The sequence below is a fragment of the Nocardia cyriacigeorgica NBRC 100375 genome, assembly GCF_000308555.1.
In the GTDB taxonomy this organism is placed as follows: domain Bacteria; phylum Actinomycetota; class Actinomycetes; order Mycobacteriales; family Mycobacteriaceae; genus Nocardia; species Nocardia cyriacigeorgica.
On the sequence record NZ_BAFY01000065.1, the window covers coordinates 1 to 16,839 of the forward strand.

Consider the following 16,839-nt stretch of genomic DNA (forward strand, 5'->3'; position numbering starts at 1 on the left):
GCCCCTGTTCGAGGAAGCTCACATAGCGCTGACTCGTCTCGGCGCGAATCGTCAGTTCGAGCTGGCTGACCCGGCGCAGCGTGCGCCAATGCCGCAATTGGGGGCCGAATGCGGCGGTCTGCGCGGTCGTCATGGTGCGAGTCAACCTGGTGCGGGCACCGCGCGCCATTCCCGCCAGGGTATGAACCGAGGCGTGCGAACGCAGGCCGTGTCATTCCCTGCGGGGAATCGCGGACCGGCGTTCGTCTCGGCAGAGTTGCCGCCATGAGCACCGATGACATCGCTACCCGCTATGTAGCCCTCTGGAACGAAGCCGAGCCCACCGCTCGCCGAACCCGGATCGAGGAGCTGTTCGCCGTCGACGGCATGCAGATTCTGGTCGACCCACCTGCCGAAGCCCGTAAGGCCGCCGCCGAGCTGGCGATTTCCGCGCCACCGCTCGGCGTGCACGGCTACGACGCGCTCGACCGCCGGGTCACCCGAGCGTATGAAATGTTCCTCGCCAGTGGCGAATACGTCTTCGCCGCGGCCCGAGCCGCTATCGAACTGCCCGCGAACACCGTCGGCGTCGCGTGGACGATGAACCGCCGCGACGACGGCGAGCCCCAGGGCGGCGGTTTCGACCTGCTCGCACTCGATGCCGACGGCCGGATCGTGTCCGATCATCAGTTCATCGAGGGATCGCGGTGAATGCCCTGGCCTATCGGGCTGATCCGTGGCGTGGGCTCACCTTTGCCGCCCAGCAGCAGCCCGAGCCCGGTCCACACCAGGAGGTGAGTCGAACACCGTGTCCGCGCCGAGTGCGCGCAGTCGCTGTGGCTTGACAGCATGCGAGGTGATCGCGACGACCTCCGCCCGCGGGGTCGAGCAGGCCACGCACACGAGGAAGGCCGCCCCCGGTGGGGGCGGCCTTCGGTGCTGATGGTGTTCTGTCGCCGCGCGGGCCCGAAATCAGTTAGTTGCTGATCTCGGCGTTCTCACGCTCTTCGTCGACCACGTCGTCTTCTTCGTTCGTGACCTCGGGGATCGCCTTGGTGCGCGAACCCGTGACGGACTTGGTGTTGTTGCCGCTGATCGACTTGCGCTGCTGATCGGGCACACCGTCGAGCAGCTCGCTCTCCCGGTTGACCGCGGCGAGCATCGCGGGCACGGAATCCAGCTGGCCGCGGATGCCGAGCAGCTGGGCAAGGACGCGCCCGCGCAGCACGCGCATCTCTTCGGCCAGTTCCTTGGCGTGCGCGATCTTGCGCTCGCTGGTCTGGGTGGCGGAGGTGATGAGGCGGTTGGCCTCGTCGGTGGCGTCCTTGATCCGCTGCGCGGCCTCGGCACGGCTGGTGGCCTCCAGCTCTTCCATGGCACGGGTGAGCTTGGTGCGACGCTCGGCCATGGTGACCTCGAAGTCCTGCTGGGCGGCCTTGCGCTTGGCTTCGGCCTCCTTGCCGATGCGGTCGGCCTCGGCCTGGGCGGCTTCGATGATCTTGGCTGCTTCGGTGCGCGCGTTCGCCAGTGTTTGCTCGAACTCGATTTCGAGCGCTTCGCGCTTTTCCTTGGTCTCGGCGAGCAGCGACTCGTACTTGCCACGCATCTCGGTGGCCTGCTGCTCGGCGATCGACACCATTTCCGCGGCCTCGGCCTGCGCCAGGGCGCGGACTTCGGACGCCTCGTCGGAGGCCAGTCGCAGCATGCGAGAAATACGGTCGCTCATGCCTTCCGCGGTGGTCGGCGGCACGGACAGCCGGTCGACCTCCTTACGGAGCTCATCGATCTCGTCGCGCGCGTCCTCGAGCTGGCTCGCAAGGTTACGAGCCTGCGCGGCGGCCGCGTCACGATCGGTAGCGGTGACCCTCAGTTCGGCATCGAAGCGGTCGAAATAGTTACGCACCTCGTCTTGCGCATAACCCTTGCGCACAACGGTGAAGGGCAGTGCAACGAAGCGATTGCGATCGGACTCAGGTGACGACATGGCCAACAAACTACAGCCTGTGTGGGGTAGATGGTGAGTCGACCGGGAATGTCATCGAGACGAGATCTTCCTGCCCGATCCTGGTACTAGTGCGTAACATTCGGGTTCGGCTCGACCAACTCCACCAGCACACCACCAGCATCCTTCGGATGCACGAAATTGATGCTGGACCCGGCGGTTCCGGCGCGCGGCGCGTCGTAGAGCAAACGCAGGCCACGGCTGCGCAGATGTGCCGAAACGGCCTCGATGTCGGTGACGCGGTAGGCCAGCTGCTGTAGGCCGGGGCCGCTGCGTTCGATGAACTTGGCGATGGTGGAGGTCTCGTCGAGCGGGGCCAGCAACTGCAAGGCAGTCGAGTCGTCGGCGGCCGCCGGGCACGACAGCATGGCCTCTTGCACGCCCTGCGCCTCGTTCACCTCGCGGTGGGTTTCCACCATGCCGAGATTGGTGGTGTACCAGGCGACGGCGGCGTCGAGGTCGGGCACCGCGATACCGACGTGGTCGACGGCGACCACGTAGTCCGCGGGGATGAATTCGTTCGAGTCGGTTGTAGTGCTCACGCTTCGAACGTAGCGCGTACCTGCGCGGGGCCGTCGCGGCCGGACCCGCTACCGTTGAGTACGAGGCTGCCGTCGCGCCGCGGTGCGGGCAGCGCTGATCCACCGATGCTGTGAACTGCAGAAGGCGAGGCTCGTCGTGACCAACTCCGTGATCGTGTCCGGTGCGCGTACCCCGGTCGGCCGCCTGCTCGGCGGATTGAAGGGTTTCAGCGGGTCGGATCTCGGCGGTTTCGCGATCAAGGCGGCGCTGGAGAAGGCCGGTGTGCGCGGCGACCAGGTCGACTACGTGATCATGGGCCAGGTGCTGACCGCGGGCGCGGGCCAGATCCCGGCCCGGCAGGCGGCCGTCGCGGGCGGTATCCCGATGGATGTGCCCGCGCTGACGCTGAACAAGGTGTGCCTGTCCGGCATCAACGCCATCGCGCTGGCCGACCAGCTGATCCGGGCCGGCGAGTACGAGATCGTCGTCGCCGGTGGCCAGGAGTCGATGAGCCAGGCCCCGCATCTGCTGGAGAAGAGCCGCGAGGGCTTCAAGTACGGCGATGTGAACCTGCGCGACCACATGGCCTACGACGGACTGCACGACATCTTCACCGATCAGGCGATGGGTGCGCTCACCGAGACACGCAACGATGCCGCGCCGATCAGCCGCGAGGATCAGGACGCGTTCGCGGCCGCCTCGCACCAGCGCGCGGCCGCGGCCTGGAAGAACGGCGTGTTCGACGACGAGGTCGTCCCGGTGGCGGTGCCGCAGCGCAAGGGCGATCCGATCATGGTCACCGAGGACGAGGGCATCCGCGCCGACACCACCGCCGAATCGCTGGCCAAGCTGCGCCCGGCCTTCCGCAAGGACGGCACCATCACCGCCGGTTCGGCCTCGCAGATCTCCGACGGCGCCGCCGCGGTCGTCGTGATGAGCAAGGCCAAGGCCGAGGAGCTGGGCCTGAGCTGGATCGCCGAGATCGGCGCCGCGGGTGTGGTGGCCGGTCCGGATTCGACCTTGCAGGATCAGCCCGCCAACGCCATCGCCAAGGCGTGCGCCAAGCAGGGTATCGAGCCGTCGGAGCTGGATCTGGTGGAGATCAACGAGGCCTTCGCGGCGGTCGGTATCGCCTCCACCCGCAAGCTCGGCATCGATCCGGAGAAGGTGAACGTCAACGGTGGCGCGATCGCCATCGGTCACCCGCTCGGCATGTCCGGTGCGCGCATTGTGCTGCACCTGGCGCTGGAGTTGAAGCGCCGGGGTGGCGGGATCGGTGCGGCCGCGCTGTGCGGTGGTGGCGGCCAGGGCGACGCGCTGATCATCAAGGTGTAGTTCCCGGACGCGCCGGCGTGCCGAGGGTGCGTCGGCGCTTCCGATTCCGGCGCTGGGGCGAACCGTGCGGATCGATTCGCCGCGGTGTCTGTGGACGGTGATTCGGGTCGATGTCCGTTCTGTCCACTGTGACCGGTTCAACTACGACTCGTCGTAGTGCATACGGCACAATGGGGGCCATGGGTTCTTACGATCTGCGTACCGTCGCGGGCAGGTTCCGGTTCTTCGCCATCCTCGAGGCGGTGTCGTGGGCCGGCCTGCTGATCGGCATGGCGTTCAAGTACATCCCCGATCCGGGCAACGAGATCGGTGTGAAGATCTTCGGCCCCGTCCACGGCGGCATCTTCATCCTGTTCGTGCTGAGCGCCCTGCTGGCCTCGCGGGAGCTGAACTGGAACTGGAAGACGACCGTGCTCGCGCTGGCCTCGAGCATTCCGCCGTTCTGCACCGTGATCTTCGAGATCTGGGCGGTGCGCACCGGCAAGCTGGAGCAGCCGAGCGCCGCGAGCCAAGCCCCGGCCACCGCACGCGTCTCTTCGTGACAAACTGGACGGCGTGACTCGACCATCCGCTCGTCGTCCTTCGCCAGCCGTCGCCGCCGCCATGTCCGGTGCGGTGGATCTGTCCGCCCTGAAGCAGCCGCCCGCGGGTGCGGGCCCCGAAGGCGGATACTCGGTGACCGAGGCCGACTTCGAAACCAAGGTGCTTCGGCGTTCGACCCAGGTGCCGGTGGTGGTGGCGCTGTATTCGCAGCGCAGCCCCGGCAGCGTCGAACTGGTGCAGCTGCTGGAGCGGCTGGCCGGTGAAGGCGACGGCAGCTGGGACCTGGCGACCGTCGAGGCCGAGAGCAATATGCGGATCGCGCAGGCGTTCGGGGTGCAGGGCATTCCGACGGTGATCGCCGTCGCGGGCGGTCAGCCGCTGGCCGACTTCCAGGGCGTGCAGCCGGAGCCGCAGGTGCGCCAGTGGCTGGCCGCCGTGGTGGACGCGGTCGCGGGCAAGCTGGAAGGCGGCCCGGCCGGGCAGCCCCAGCAGGCCGAGGACCCGCGGTTCGCCACCGCCGAGGCGCTGCTGGAGCAGGGCGATCTGGCCGGTGCGGAATCGGCGTACGAGTCGATTCTGGAGGCCGAGCCGAACAATGCCGAGGCCAAGGCAGCGGTCCGGCAGGTCCGCTTCCTCGCCCGCGCCCAGCAGCTGCCGGATTCGGCGATCGCCACCGCCGACGCCGACCCGGGCAATGTGGACGCCCAGCTCGACGCCGCCGATATCGAACTGTTCCACCAGCGCCCGGAGGCGGCGTTCGATCGGCTGATCGGGGTCGTCAAGCGCACTGCGGGCGATGACCGCACCAAGGTCCGCACCCGGCTGCTGGAGCTGTTCGAGCTGTTCGATCAGGCGGAGCCGTTCGTGGCGGCGGCCAGGCGCAAGCTCGCGGCCGCGCTGTACTGAGCGCGATCGGTTGCGACCGTCTCGGCCGATCGTGCGTCGACATCGGATACTCGAACGCCCGCACTCCTGGTGAGTGCGGGCGTTCGCTCCTTTTCTGAACCGGAACGGGAGCCGGCGACATGCCGCCGCGAACTCGGCGGCGGGGTGTTTACGAGTCGGCTGCCAGCCACACCGCGCTCGACGGCGCCAGCGCAAGCACCGCGGACGCCGGTCGGCCGTGCCAGGGCTGCTCCTCCGCGACGACCGCGCCGAGATTGCCCATACCGGATCCGCCGTATTCGACCGCGTCGGTATTGAGGATCTCGGTCCAGCGGCCGGCCGTGGGTAGGCCGATGCGGTACTTGTCGTAGGCCGAGCCGGAGAAGTTGTAGACGCAGGCGATGACGGAGCCGTCGGTGCCGTAGCGCAGGAAAGCCAGCACATTGTGCTCGCGGTCGTCGGCCTCGATCCAGGAATGGCCGCCGGGGGTGGTGTCCTGGGTCCACAGCGCAGGCCGGGCCCGGTAGACGGCGTTGAGGTCTCGGACGACGCGCTGCACGCCGCGGTGCAGCGGGTTGTCCAGCTCATGCCAGTCCAGGCCGCGATCGTGTGACCATTCCCGGAATTGGCCGAACTCCTGGCCCATGAACAGTAGTTGCTTACCGGGGTGGGCCCACATGTAGGCGAGCAGGGCGCGCACACCGCTGGCTTTGGCGTAGTCGTCACCGGGCATCCGCGTCCACAGGGTGCCCTTGCCGTGCACCACTTCGTCGTGGCTGATCGGCAGCACATAGTTCTCGCTCCAGGCGTACATCAGCGAGAAGGTGATCTCGTTGTGGTGCCAGGACCGGTGGATCGGGTCGCGCCCCAGGTAGCCGAGGGTGTCGTGCATCCAGCCCATGTTCCATTTCATGGAGAAACCGAGCCCGCCGACCTCGGTGGCGCGGGTGACGCCGGGCCAGGTGGTGGATTCCTCGGCGATGGTGAGCACGCCGGGGTGTTCGCTGTGGATGCGGTCGTTGAGTTCGGTGAGGAAGTCGACGGCGTCGAGGTTTTCCCGGCCGCCGTGCACATTCGGTTCCCATTCGCCGTCGCGGCGGGAGTAGTCGAGGTAGAGCATGGAGGCGACGGCGTCGACGCGCAGGCCGTCGATGTGGAATTCCTCGATCCAGTAGCGGGCGTTGGCGATGAGGAAATTGCGGACCTCGTTGCGCCCGAAATCGAAGACGTAGGTGCCCCAGTCGGGTTGTTCGCCGCGGCGCGGGTCGGGGTGCTCGTAGAGCGGGGTGCCGTCGAAGCGGGCCAGCGCCCATTCGTCGCGCGGGAAGTGGGCGGGCACCCAGTCCAGCAGCACGCCGATGCCCTGACCGTGCAGGTGGTCGACGAAGGCGCGGAAGTCGTCGGGTGTGCCGAAACGGGAGGTGGGCGCGTAGTAGGAGGTGACCTGGTAGCCCCAGGAGCCGCCGAACGGATGCTCGGCGACGGGCAGCAGTTCGACATGGGTGAAGCCGGCCTCACGCACGTAGTCGGCCAACTGCACGGCGAGATCGCGGTAGGTGAGACCGGGTCGCCAGGAGCCGAGGTGGACTTCGTAGACGCTCAGCGGCGCGCGCGCCGGTTCGGTGACGGCGCGGGCGGCGAGCCAGGCGTCGTCGGTCCACACATGCCGCGATTCGGTGACCACCGAAGCCGTGGCGGGTGGGACCTCGGTGGCGAAGGCGAACGGGTCGGCATGGTCGACGATGCGCCCGTCCGCGCCGTGCACCCGATACTTGTATCGGGTGCCGGGCTCGACACCGGGCACGAACAGCTCCCAGACCCCGGAGCTTCCCAGGGACCGCATGGGTGTGCCCGCCCCGCTCCAGCCGTCGAAATCGCCCATCACACCGACCCCGCGCGCGTTGGGCGCCCACACCGCGAACGAGGTGCCGTGGACCTCGCCGTCGAGTGTGGTGTAGCGGCGTGGGTGCGCGCCGAGTACCTCCCACAGCCGCTGATGGTTGCCTTCGCCGATCAGATGCAGGTCGAATTCGCCGAGGGTGGGCAGGAACCGGTAGCCGTCGGCCGCGATGACGGTCTGCCCGCCCGGATAGGCGGTGACGATGCGGTAGTCCAGCAGCTCCGGATAGGGCAGCACACCGGCGAAGACGCCGTGGCCGAGCGAATCGAGCCGGTGTTCTTCGCCGCCGACGCGGGCGCTCACCGTGTCGGCGTGCGGGCGCAGTACCCGCACGACGGTGCCGTCGGGGTGCGGATGCGCACCGAGGACGGTGTGCGGGTCGGGGTGCGTGCCCGCCGCGAGCAGCATCAGGTCGCGGCGCTTCACCGCCGGGCCCCGCTCATCAGAAGCTCCTGCGGTAGGCCAGTTCGGTGCGCGCGGCCTGCGGGATCGGCGGCAGCGCGAGAATGTGCGCGACGGCCTTGGTCGGGTCCAGGCGCACGTAGTTGGTCTGCGCCCAGTGGTATTCCTCGCCGCTGACCTCGTCGTAGACCACCGGGTGGTCGTGCCATTCGCGGCCGATGGCGGGCAGGTCGAGGGAGAGCATGCCCTGTTCGGCGGCGAACGGGTTGAGGTTCACCACCACCAGGACGGCGTCGCCGGTGGCCGGATCGAATTTCGAGTAGGCAAGCATGGCGTCGTTGTCGACGTGGTGGAAATGCAGGCAGCGCAGTTGACGCAGTGCGGGATGGGCACGCCGGATCTCGTTGAGCCTGGTCAGCCAGGGTTCCAGCGATTCACCGCGGGCCAGCGCCTCGGCGAACGGACGCGGGCGCAGCTCGTACTTCTCCGAGTCCAGATACTCCTCGCTACCGGGGCGAACGGCCTGGTGCTCGAACAGCTCGAAGCCGGAGTAGACACCCCACGTGGGAGCCAGGGTGGCGGCGAGGACGGCGCGGATGGCGAACATGCCGGGCCCGCCGTGTTGCAGGCTCTCGTGCAGGATGTCGGGAGTGTTGACGAAGAGGTTGGGGCGGGCTTCGTCGGCCTTGGCGGCGAGTTCACGACCGAATTCGGTGAGCTCCCATTTGTGCACGCGCCAGGTGAAGTAGGTGTAGGACTGGCTGAATCCGCGGCGCGCCAGCCCGTACAGTCGCGCCGGGCGGGTGAAGGCCTCCGACAGGAACACCACGTCGGGGTCGGTGCGCCGCACCGTGGTGATCAGCCATTCCCAGAAGTCGGCGGGTTTGGTGTGCGGGTTGTCGACGCGGAAGATCTTGACGCCCAACCCGATCCAATGCCGGACCACCCGCAGTACCTCGGCGTAGAGGCCGTCGGGGTCGTTGTCGAAATCGACGGGGTAGATGTCCTGGTATTTCTTCGGCGGGTTCTCCGCGTAGGCGATGGTGCCGTCGGGGAGGGTGGTGAACCATTCGGGGTGTTCGCGCACCCACGGGTGGTCGGGCGCGCATTGCAGTGCCAGGTCAAGGGCCACTTCGAGGCCGAGGCGTTCGGCGGCGGCCACGAAATCGGTGAAATCGTCTTCGGTGCCCAGTTCCGGGTGGATGGCGTCGTGGCCGCCCTCGGCCGAGCCGATGGCCCACGGTGAGCCGACGTCGCCGGGTTCGGCGGTGAGCGAATTGTTGCGGCCCTTGCGGTTCACGGTGCCGATGGGATGGATCGGCGGCAGATAGACCACATCGAAGCCCATGCCCGCGATCCGCGGCAGCTCTTTTGCGGCGGTGGCGAAGGTGCCGTGGACGGGTCTGCCTTCGGCGTCGCGACCGCCGGTGGAGCGCGGGAAGAATTCGTACCAGGCGCCGCAGAGCGCGCGCTGGCGCTCGACCAGCACGGTGTGCTGGGGGCCGCGGGTCACCAGGTCGCGCAACGGTGTCACCCGCAGGATCTCGGCGACCTCGTCGGTGAACGCCGGCGCCACCCGGGCCGGAAGCTGCTCATCGCCGCGCAGCGCCGCCGCGACCGCGCGCAACCGCTCGAACTGCTTCTTCGGTACCGCTTGGGCGGCGCGGTCGAACAGGCGCGCGCCCAGTTCCAGATCGTTGGCCAGGTCGGCGGCGCTCTGGCCGACGGCCAGTTTCGCCTCCACCGCGGCCCGCCAGGTGGCGATCGGATCACGCCAGCCCTCGATGCGGAAGGACCAGGTGCCAGGGACGTTCGGGGTGAAGGTGGCGTTGAAGACGTCGGGCTCGTAGTCGGGTGTCATCCGGATGCGGGTGGTGCGCGAAGAGCTCGGCCCGCGCACCGCGAGGGTGGCGGCGACGGCCGCGTGTCCTTCACTCCACACCACGGCCCGCACCGGGAACACCTCGCCGACGACGGCCTTGGCCGGCCGGCCTCCGGGGATGAACGGGGCAGTGTCATCGATAGCGATGCGGCCGGTCACGTTCCCAACCGTACCGGGCGTCGCCGCGATCTATGTGATGAGCGCCCGTGCGGATCGCGCTGGTCTACCCGGGCTCACATTGTTGGGTAGGGTTCGGCTGGTGAAGGCACTGCGTCGGTTCACAGTCCGCGCCCATCTGCCCGAGCGTCTGTCGGCGCTGGGTGAATTGTCGACGAATCTGCGCTGGTCCTGGCACGGCCCGACGCAGGATCTGTTCGCCGAACTCGACCCCGCGCGCTGGCTCGAGGTGGGCCACGACCCGGTGCGGATGTTGGGTGAGGTGCCGCGCGAACGGCTCGACGAGCTGGCCGCCGACCCCGGCTATACCGCGAGGGTGGACGCCGCCGCCGCGGATCTGCGCGAGTACCTGGAGACCCCGGGCTGGTTCCAGCGGCGGGGGACCGAGGTGCGCGGGGTGGCCTATTTCTCGATGGAGTTCGGCGTCACCGAGGTGCTGCCGAACTACTCCGGCGGGCTCGGCATCCTGGCCGGCGACCATCTCAAGGCGGCCTCCGATCTCGGCCTGCCACTCATCGGTGTGGGTCTGCTGTACCGCTCGGGCTACTTCCGGCAGTCGCTGACGGCCGACGGCTGGCAGGCCGAGCACTATCCGGCGCTGGATCCGCAGGGACTGCCGCTGCGGCTGCTGACCGCGGACGGCTCGCCGGTATTGATCCACGTGGGCATGCCCGATCGCCGGGTGCTGCGCGCCCGGGTGTGGATCGCGCAGGTCGGACGGGTACCGCTGCTGCTGCTGGATTCCGATATCGCCGACAACGATCCGGAACTGCGCGCCGTCACCGACCGGCTCTACGGCGGTGATCAGGACCACCGGATCAAACAGGAGATCCTGGCCGGCATCGGCGGTGTGCGGGCGGTGCGCGCCTTCACCCGCGCCCAGGGGCTACCCGATCCGGACGTGTTCCATATGAACGAGGGCCACGCCGGTTTCCTCGGGCTCGAACGGATCCGCGAGTACGTCGCGGGCGGATTGGACTTCGATGCCGCGCTGGCCGCGGTGCGCGCCGGGACCGTCTTCACCACGCATACGCCGGTGCCCGCCGGCATCGACCGGTTCCCGATGCCGATGGTGCGCCGGTATTTCGGTGGCCCGCACGGCGAAGCCGATTCGTCGCTGCTGCCGGGGCTTTCGGTGGACCGCATCGTCGGGTTGGGGCGTGAGTCGGATCCGTCGGTGTTCAACATGGCGCATATGGGTTTGCGGTTGGCGCAGCGCGCGAACGGGGTGTCGAAGCTGCACGGCGAGGTCAGCCGGGAGATGTTCGCCTCGCTGTGGCCGGGATTCGATGCCGACGAGGTGCCGATCGGCTCGATCACCAACGGCGTGCACGCCCCCACCTGGGCGGCGCGCGAGTGGATCGACAAGGCGCGTGAGCGGATCGGCGCCGAACTCGTCGAAGAGGCGCGCGGCTGGGAGAAGCTCTGCGATATCGACGCCGCCGAACTCTGGTCGACGCGTAATACGCTGCGCGCCACCCTGGTCGACGAGGTGCGCCGCAGGCTGCGGGAGTCCTGGTTGCAGCGCGGGGCCGCCGAGGCCGAATTGGGCTGGATCGACGGGGTTTTCGATCCCGAGCTGCTGACGGTCGGCTTCGCACGCCGGGTGCCCACCTACAAACGGCTGACGCTGATGCTGCGCGACCCCGAGCGCCTGCGTTCGCTGCTGCTCGACCCCGACCGCCCGGTTCAGCTGGTGGTGGCCGGTAAGAGCCATCCCGCCGACGACGGCGGTAAGGCGCTCATCCAGCAGGTGGTGCGTTTCGCCGACGATCCCGAGGTGCGCCACCGCATCGTCTTCCTGCCCGATTACGACATGTCCATGGCCCGCTACCTGTACTGGGGCTGCGATGTGTGGTTGAACAACCCGCTGCGCCCGCTCGAGGCCTGCGGCACCTCCGGCATGAAGTCGGCGCTCAACGGCGGGCTCAACCTGTCCATCCGCGACGGCTGGTGGGACGAGATGTACGACGGCGAGAACGGCTGGGCCATCCCCACCGCAGACGGCATCCGCGACGAACACCGCCGCGACGATCTGGAGGCCGCGGCCCTCTACGAGCTGTTCGAGCGTTCGGTGGCGCCGCGCTTCTACGACCGCGACGAGACCGGGATGCCGGTGCGCTGGGTGGAGATGGTGCGCCACACCCTCCAGACGCTCGGTCCGAAGGTGCTGGCTTCGCGGATGGTGCGCGATTACGCGCTCGACTACTACGCGCCCGCCGCGGCCGCCGGCCGCCGTGCGGTCGCCGACGATTTCGCCGGCGCGCGTGCGGTGGCCGAATACCGGCGCCGGGTGGAGTCGGCGTGGCCGTCGGTGCGGGTGGTGCAGGTCGACAGCGCGGGCCTGCCGGATACGCCGATCATCGGGGCACCGCTGTCGCTGACGGCGCGGATCGACCTGGGCGGGCTGACGCCCGACGACGTCACGGTGCAGGCGGTGCTCGGGCGGGTGTCGCCGACCGACGACCTGTCCGATGTCACCACCATGCCGATGAAGCACACCGGATCCGATTCCGGTCTCGAGCTGTTCGAGATCGAGACGCCGGTGTCGCTGTCGGGGGCGGTGGGTTACACGGTGCGGGTGCTGCCACACAGCGAGCTGCTGGCCTCTGATGCCGAGTTGGGGTTGGTCGCGGCACCCAGAGCGTGACGCGCTTCAGGACTCGGTCCGGCGCTCGCGATCTCGACGCGATCGCGTGCTCGACGCCGAGCATTCGCCTTCTCGATCGGGCGGCCGAGGGGTCTGTCTGCGCCGTGGAGGGGCGGCTCCAAGTGGGCGCCGGTGAGCCCGAGCGCGCGGGCTCCGGGTCGCGCAGATCACTGTTTCAGGTGGCTGACCAGGCTTGTTGGCGCGGGATCGGATAACGTCTCGAGCACCCCGCTCATTCGTTCCCGACTGGAGTACCCCCATGGCCATCGACGTGCTGACCCGAACCCGGGGTCATATCGATAAATATTTCGGTGTCAGCTCCAACGGCTCGACCGTCAAACGGGAGCTGATGGCGGGCACCGTCACGTTCCTTGCCATGTCCTACGTCCTCGCGGTGAACCCGTCGGTGCTCGGCGACCACGGCGTCCTCGGTGAGCTGGGCATTCCCACCCAGGCGGTCTTCACCGCGACGGCGGTGGCGGCGGTGTTCGGCACGCTGGTGATGGGGTTGTGGGCGAAGTATCCGGTCGCGCTGGCGCCCGGCATGGGGCTCAACGCGTTCTTCGCCTATTCGGTGGTGCTCGGGATGGGGATTCCGTGGCAGGTGGCGTTGTCGGGGACGTTCCTGTCGGGTGTCATCTTCTTCATCCTCGCGGTGACCAAGATCCGTGAACGCATCCTCAACGCCATCCCCATGCAGATGAAGCTGGCGGTCGGGGCGGGCATCGGCATGTTCGTGGCGTTCCTCGGGCTGAAGAACGCCGGCATCGTGGTCGCCAACGAGGCCACCTTCGTCGCACTCGGCGATTTCACCGAGGGCACCACCCTGCTCGCGCTGTTCGGCCTGGTGGTGACGGTGGTGTTCGTGGTGCTCGGCTGGCACGGCGCCGTGCTCTACGGCATCGTGCTGACCACCATCGTCGGCATGATCAGCGGGCTGGTCGATCTGCCCAACGGCATCGCGGCGCTGCCGCGCGGGCTGGACGAGACCTTCGGGCAGGCCATCATCCATCTGCCCGACGCCTTCACCGGCCAGATGATCGTCGTGGTGCTGACCATGCTGTTCGTCGACTTCTTCGATGCCTCCGGCACCCTGATCGGCGTCGCGAACCAGGCCGGGCTGCTCGACAAGGACGGCAAGCTGCCGCGCGCGGACAGTGCGCTCGCCGCCGATTCGGTGGGCACCACGGCCGGCGCGATCATCGGCACCTCCACCACCACGGCGTATGTGGAGTCGACCGCCGGCGTGTCCGCGGGCGGTCGCACGGGGTTGACGGCGGTGGCGACGGCGGGCTGGTTCGCGGTGGCGATGTTCTGCTTCCCGGTGTTCGAGGTGGTCGCCAAGTCCGGTGCGGTGTCGTCGGCGGCGCTGATCGTCGTCGGTGTGCTGATGGCGCGTTCGCTCGGTGAGATCGATTGGCAGCGGCTCGAGTTCGCGGTGCCCGCGTTCATCACCATCATCATGATGCCGCTGACCTATTCGATCGCCAACGGCCTGGCCATGGGCATGCTGTTCTACCCGGTGGTGATGGTCGCGAAGGGCAAGATCAAAGAGGTCCATCCGGCGATGTGGGCGCTGATGGTGATCTTCCTCGGATATTTCTTCTTCCTCGCGGAATAGGTTCTCCGGTGGCGTGGTTGGTGTCCGACGTGAAACAATCGGACCGCAGTCCGCTTCCTTTGTGAAGCTAACGGGTTCGATGCGACCGCACGATGATGAGGACAGACCTATGACCACCAACTCGACGCTCGAGCGTCTGAACGTCACCACTCGCTACGACAACGTCTCTTCCGACATCGGTCTGCTGGTGCTGCGGGTCGTCTTCGGCGGCCTGCTCGCCGCGCACGGCGCCCAGAAGCTCTTCGGCTGGTTCGACGGTCCCGGCCTTTCGGCCAATAGCGCGAACTTCGAGGCCATGGGCTACAACCCGGGCGATCTGTTCGGCACCCTGGCGGGGCTGAGCGAATTCGCCGGCGGACTGCTGTTGCTGCTCGGCCTGTTCACCCCGCTGGCCGCGGCCATCGTGCTCGGCACCATGATCAATGTCATCCACGTGATGTGGGGCGGCGGGATGCTCGACGCGGCCGCCGGATACGAGATGGGCCTGCTGTTCGCGACCGTCGCGGTGGCCGTGGCGTTCACCGGGCCGGGCCGGTTCTCGCTCGATCACGGTCGGCCCTGGTACCGCGCCGGTGTCGCCTGGGGCGTCGGTGCGGTGGCGCTCGCGGTGGTGACCGGTGTGCTGACGCTGATCCTCAAGGGTCTGCTGTAAATCTCTCGATTCCGATGCGGCGCGGTGGCCTGACCACCGCGCCGCATCGTGTTTCCGGGGTGCGCGGCACAGTGGTGTTCCTCGGGGAGGCGTACCCCGAGTATGCGGGCGGACCGAGAGGGTGGCGGACCGATAGGATCGGCGTGCTCGACAGATCGGACTAGGAGGGCCGCAGGTGCAACCGGGTTCGGTCTTCGCCGGATATCAGATCGAACGCCGGCTCGGTCGCGGCGGAATGGGCTCGGTCTACCTCGCGAAACATCCGCGGCTGCCCCGCCGCACCGCGCTCAAGCTGCTGAATCCGGACCTGTTCGACGACAAGGAGACCCGGGCGCGGTTCGAACGCGAGGCCGACCTCGCCGCCCAGCTCGACCATCCGAACATCGTCACCGTCTACGACCGCGGCGCCGAGGACGGTCAGCTGTGGATCTCCATGCAGTACATCGACGGCGTCGACGCCGCGTCGCTGGATCCGAACACGCTGCCGGTGCTGCGGGCGGTGCAGATCATCGCCGACACCGCGCAGGCGCTGGACTTCGCGCACAGCATGGGCGTGCTGCACCGCGATGTGAAACCGGCCAATATCCTGCTGTCCACCGCGCACACCGGGCCCGAACGGGTCTACCTCACCGACTTCGGCATCGCCCGCCTGCGCGACGACGGCGGCCACCTCACCCAGACCGGGTCCTTCACCGCCACCATCGCCTACGCCTCACCCGAACAGCTCACCGGGGCACCGCTGGATCACCGCACCGATCAGTATTCGCTGGCCTGCAGCCTGTACTGGCTGCTGACCGGCACCGCGCCGTTCTCCGCGCCGCATCCGGTGGCCGTCATCCAGGGCCACCTCCAGCATCAGCCGCCGGCCTTGAGCAGCGTCCGGCACGGACTGCCCATCGCGCTCGACGCGGTGCTGGCGCGGGGGTTGGCGAAGCGGCCCGGTGAAAGATACGGCAGCTGCGCGGAATTCGCGGATGCGGTGCGGGCGGCGTTGTCGGGTGCGGTGCATCCGTCGTTGCCGCGCGCGCAGGTTGCCGGGGCGTACCCGTCCGGGCCGCATGCCTACCCGTCGGGACCTCATCCGCACCCGCAGGGATTCGATCAATCGGCGTCAGGACCATATGTGCGGGCGGCGGGGACCATGCAGGCGCCGATGGCGACGGGACACGGTCAGCCGATAGTGGCGCAGGCCCTGCCTGTCGGTGCCGCCGCGGGGCAGCTGGGTGGGGCGCGCACACCGCCGAGGTCGCAGCCGTTGTCGCAGGCACCGGTCTCGGCCGCGACGGGCGCGGCACGGTCGATGGACGCGGGTGTGGTGCGTTCGCGTAAGCGGTGGGTGATCGGGGTGTCTGCGGCCGCGGTCGTGGTGGTCGTCGCCGCGCTGACGGGTGTGATCGTGTCGAACATCCCGGCCGACGATGAGCCAACGGCGATTCAGGCGATCAGCGAAGAGTTCCCGAACATGGTGCCCGACAACGATCTCGGCCTCGGTTTCAACGGCCACACCTGCATGTCGCAAGATCCGTCCCGAGGGCGCGAACTATGGAAGGGGCAGACCTCCGACGGTCCCGATTCCGGCCAATGGGCCGGGGCGTGGCACTGCTACGACGGCCGCACCGACTACTACCTGCTGAAATACGACCACGAACAAGACCTTCACCAGGTACTCGACGCGATGAAACCGATCGACATCACCAGCGACGTCAACGGCTCGGTGATCTACGAGAATTACCATCTGGCCGGCAAAGACCCCAAAGAACACGCCATGGTGAGCGGCTTCCCGATCCCCGATCGCGCGCAATACCTGCTCTACACCACCGGAAAGTTCAAGACCCCGGAGGAATTCATGGACTGGTGGAAGTCGCTGCCGCTGTCGTGAAGCGATCCTGAAGCTGTCGCTTCCGCGATGTCACACTCGCCGACGCTGCGTCGTCATCTCCACGTCGACCCGACAAATACGAAGGAGACGATGGTGAGCATCGAGATCAGCAACCCCGACGGCCTGCACGACCCGACCGGATTCGGCTACAGCCATGTCGCGCGGGTGCGCGGCGAATTGGTCTTCATCGCAGGCCAATACGATTCCGACGCCGACGGGCACACCACCAGCGAGGACTTCGGCGCACAGGTCGACCGCGCGTTCGCCAACCTGGGCATCGCGTTGCGCTCGGTGGGACTGGATTACGCCGACGTCGCCCAACTGCGCACCCACATCGTCGACCACGACCTGCCCAAGCTGGCGGTGCTCGGCGAAAAGATCGCCGAGATCTGGGGCAAGCAGCCGCCCAC

General features: G+C 68.1%; 13 protein-coding genes. 9 read left to right on the forward strand and 4 right to left on the reverse strand.

Annotated features, from left to right (window positions below):
* Nucleotides 1-264 precede the first annotated feature (264 nt).
* Nucleotides 265-690: a hypothetical protein gene (locus RJ05_RS05590; protein ID WP_036533862.1), complete on the forward strand. Its 426-nt coding sequence runs from the start codon at nt 265-267 to the stop codon at nt 688-690.
* Nucleotides 691-955: 265 nt separating this feature from the next.
* Here RJ05_RS05590 and RJ05_RS05595 read toward each other — a convergent pair whose 3' ends face one another.
* Nucleotides 956-1,963 (reverse strand): coiled-coil domain-containing protein, encoded by a 1,008-nt coding sequence (locus RJ05_RS05595; RefSeq protein ID WP_036533892.1) that lies wholly within the window; start codon nt 1,961-1,963, stop codon nt 956-958.
* Nucleotides 1,964-2,049: 86 nt separating this feature from the next.
* Entirely contained in the window at nt 2,050-2,523 is a 474-nt protein-coding gene (gene mce / locus RJ05_RS05600; RefSeq protein ID WP_036533864.1) for a methylmalonyl-CoA epimerase, read from the reverse strand.
* A 136-nt stretch (nt 2,524-2,659) separates the two neighbouring features.
* Between mce and RJ05_RS05605 the strand changes: the two genes are divergently transcribed.
* The 3 genes from RJ05_RS05605 (at nt 2,660) to RJ05_RS05615 (ending at nt 5,287) form a co-directional block, all read left to right on the forward strand.
* Nucleotides 2,660-3,838, forward strand: coding sequence for an acetyl-CoA C-acetyltransferase (locus tag RJ05_RS05605; RefSeq protein ID WP_036533866.1), 1,179 nt, complete (start codon nt 2,660-2,662; stop codon nt 3,836-3,838).
* Nucleotides 3,839-4,008: 170 nt separating this feature from the next.
* Entirely contained in the window at nt 4,009-4,380 is a 372-nt protein-coding gene (locus tag RJ05_RS05610) for a DUF3817 domain-containing protein (protein ID WP_036533868.1), read from the forward strand.
* A gap of 61 nt (nt 4,381-4,441) precedes the next feature.
* A complete protein-coding gene (locus RJ05_RS05615) occupies nt 4,442-5,287 on the forward strand; it encodes a tetratricopeptide repeat protein (RefSeq protein ID WP_036533871.1) in 846 nt (281 codons plus the stop codon).
* 148 nt (nt 5,288-5,435) lie between these two features.
* On the opposite strand, the gene glgB is transcribed toward RJ05_RS05615, so the two are convergent.
* Both glgB and RJ05_RS05625 read right to left on the reverse strand, forming a co-directional pair.
* A complete protein-coding gene (gene glgB / locus RJ05_RS05620; RefSeq protein ID WP_051016273.1) occupies nt 5,436-7,574 on the reverse strand; it encodes a 1,4-alpha-glucan branching protein GlgB in 2,139 nt (712 codons plus the stop codon).
* A gap of 34 nt (nt 7,575-7,608) precedes the next feature.
* Nucleotides 7,609-9,609, reverse strand: coding sequence for an alpha-1,4-glucan--maltose-1-phosphate maltosyltransferase (locus RJ05_RS05625; protein WP_036533875.1), 2,001 nt, complete (start codon nt 9,607-9,609; stop codon nt 7,609-7,611).
* 100 nt (nt 9,610-9,709) lie between these two features.
* Here RJ05_RS05625 and glgP point away from each other — a divergent pair, with 100 nt between their 5' ends.
* The 5 genes from glgP to RJ05_RS05655 all read left to right on the forward strand — a co-directional run.
* The gene (gene glgP / locus RJ05_RS05630; protein ID WP_036533877.1) at nt 9,710-12,277 is read left to right on the forward strand and encodes an alpha-glucan family phosphorylase; all 2,568 of its coding nucleotides are present in this window, start codon (nt 9,710-9,712) and stop codon (nt 12,275-12,277) included.
* 259 nt (nt 12,278-12,536) lie between these two features.
* Nucleotides 12,537-13,898 carry an NCS2 family permease gene (locus RJ05_RS05640; RefSeq protein ID WP_036533882.1) on the forward strand — a complete coding sequence of 454 codons (1,362 nt, stop codon included), beginning with the start codon at nt 12,537-12,539 and terminating at the stop codon, nt 13,896-13,898.
* Between the two features lie 109 nt (nt 13,899-14,007).
* On the forward strand, nt 14,008-14,550 hold the full coding sequence (locus RJ05_RS05645) for a DoxX family protein (RefSeq protein ID WP_036533885.1): 543 nt from the start codon (nt 14,008-14,010) through the stop codon (nt 14,548-14,550).
* A 235-nt stretch (nt 14,551-14,785) separates the two neighbouring features.
* Nucleotides 14,786-16,429, forward strand: coding sequence for a serine/threonine protein kinase (locus tag RJ05_RS05650; protein WP_228799124.1), 1,644 nt, complete (start codon nt 14,786-14,788; stop codon nt 16,427-16,429).
* Nucleotides 16,430-16,522: 93 nt separating this feature from the next.
* The coding region (locus tag RJ05_RS05655) for a RidA family protein (RefSeq protein ID WP_036533890.1) at nt 16,523-16,839 on the forward strand (317 nt) is incomplete at its 3' end.

Bases quoted from the DNA above. Each gene is read 5' to 3' on its own strand.
- glgB (WP_051016273.1), bottom strand. From the start codon at position 7,574: ATGCTGCTCGCGGCGGGCACGCACCCCGACCCGCACACCGTCCTCGGT.
- RJ05_RS05650 (WP_228799124.1), top strand. From the start codon at position 14,786: ATGGGCTCGGTCTACCTCGCGAAACATCCGCGGCTGCCCCGCCGCACC.
- RJ05_RS05615 (WP_036533871.1), top strand. From the start codon at position 4,442: ATGTCCGGTGCGGTGGATCTGTCCGCCCTGAAGCAGCCGCCCGCGGGT.
- RJ05_RS05610 (WP_036533868.1), top strand. From the start codon at position 4,009: ATGGGGGCCATGGGTTCTTACGATCTGCGTACCGTCGCGGGCAGGTTC.
- RJ05_RS05590 (WP_036533862.1), top strand. From the start codon at position 265: ATGAGCACCGATGACATCGCTACCCGCTATGTAGCCCTCTGGAACGAA.
- RJ05_RS05595 (WP_036533892.1), bottom strand. From the start codon at position 1,963: ATGTCGTCACCTGAGTCCGATCGCAATCGCTTCGTTGCACTGCCCTTC.
- RJ05_RS05640 (WP_036533882.1), top strand. From the start codon at position 12,537: ATGGCCATCGACGTGCTGACCCGAACCCGGGGTCATATCGATAAATAT.
- RJ05_RS05645 (WP_036533885.1), top strand. From the start codon at position 14,008: ATGACCACCAACTCGACGCTCGAGCGTCTGAACGTCACCACTCGCTAC.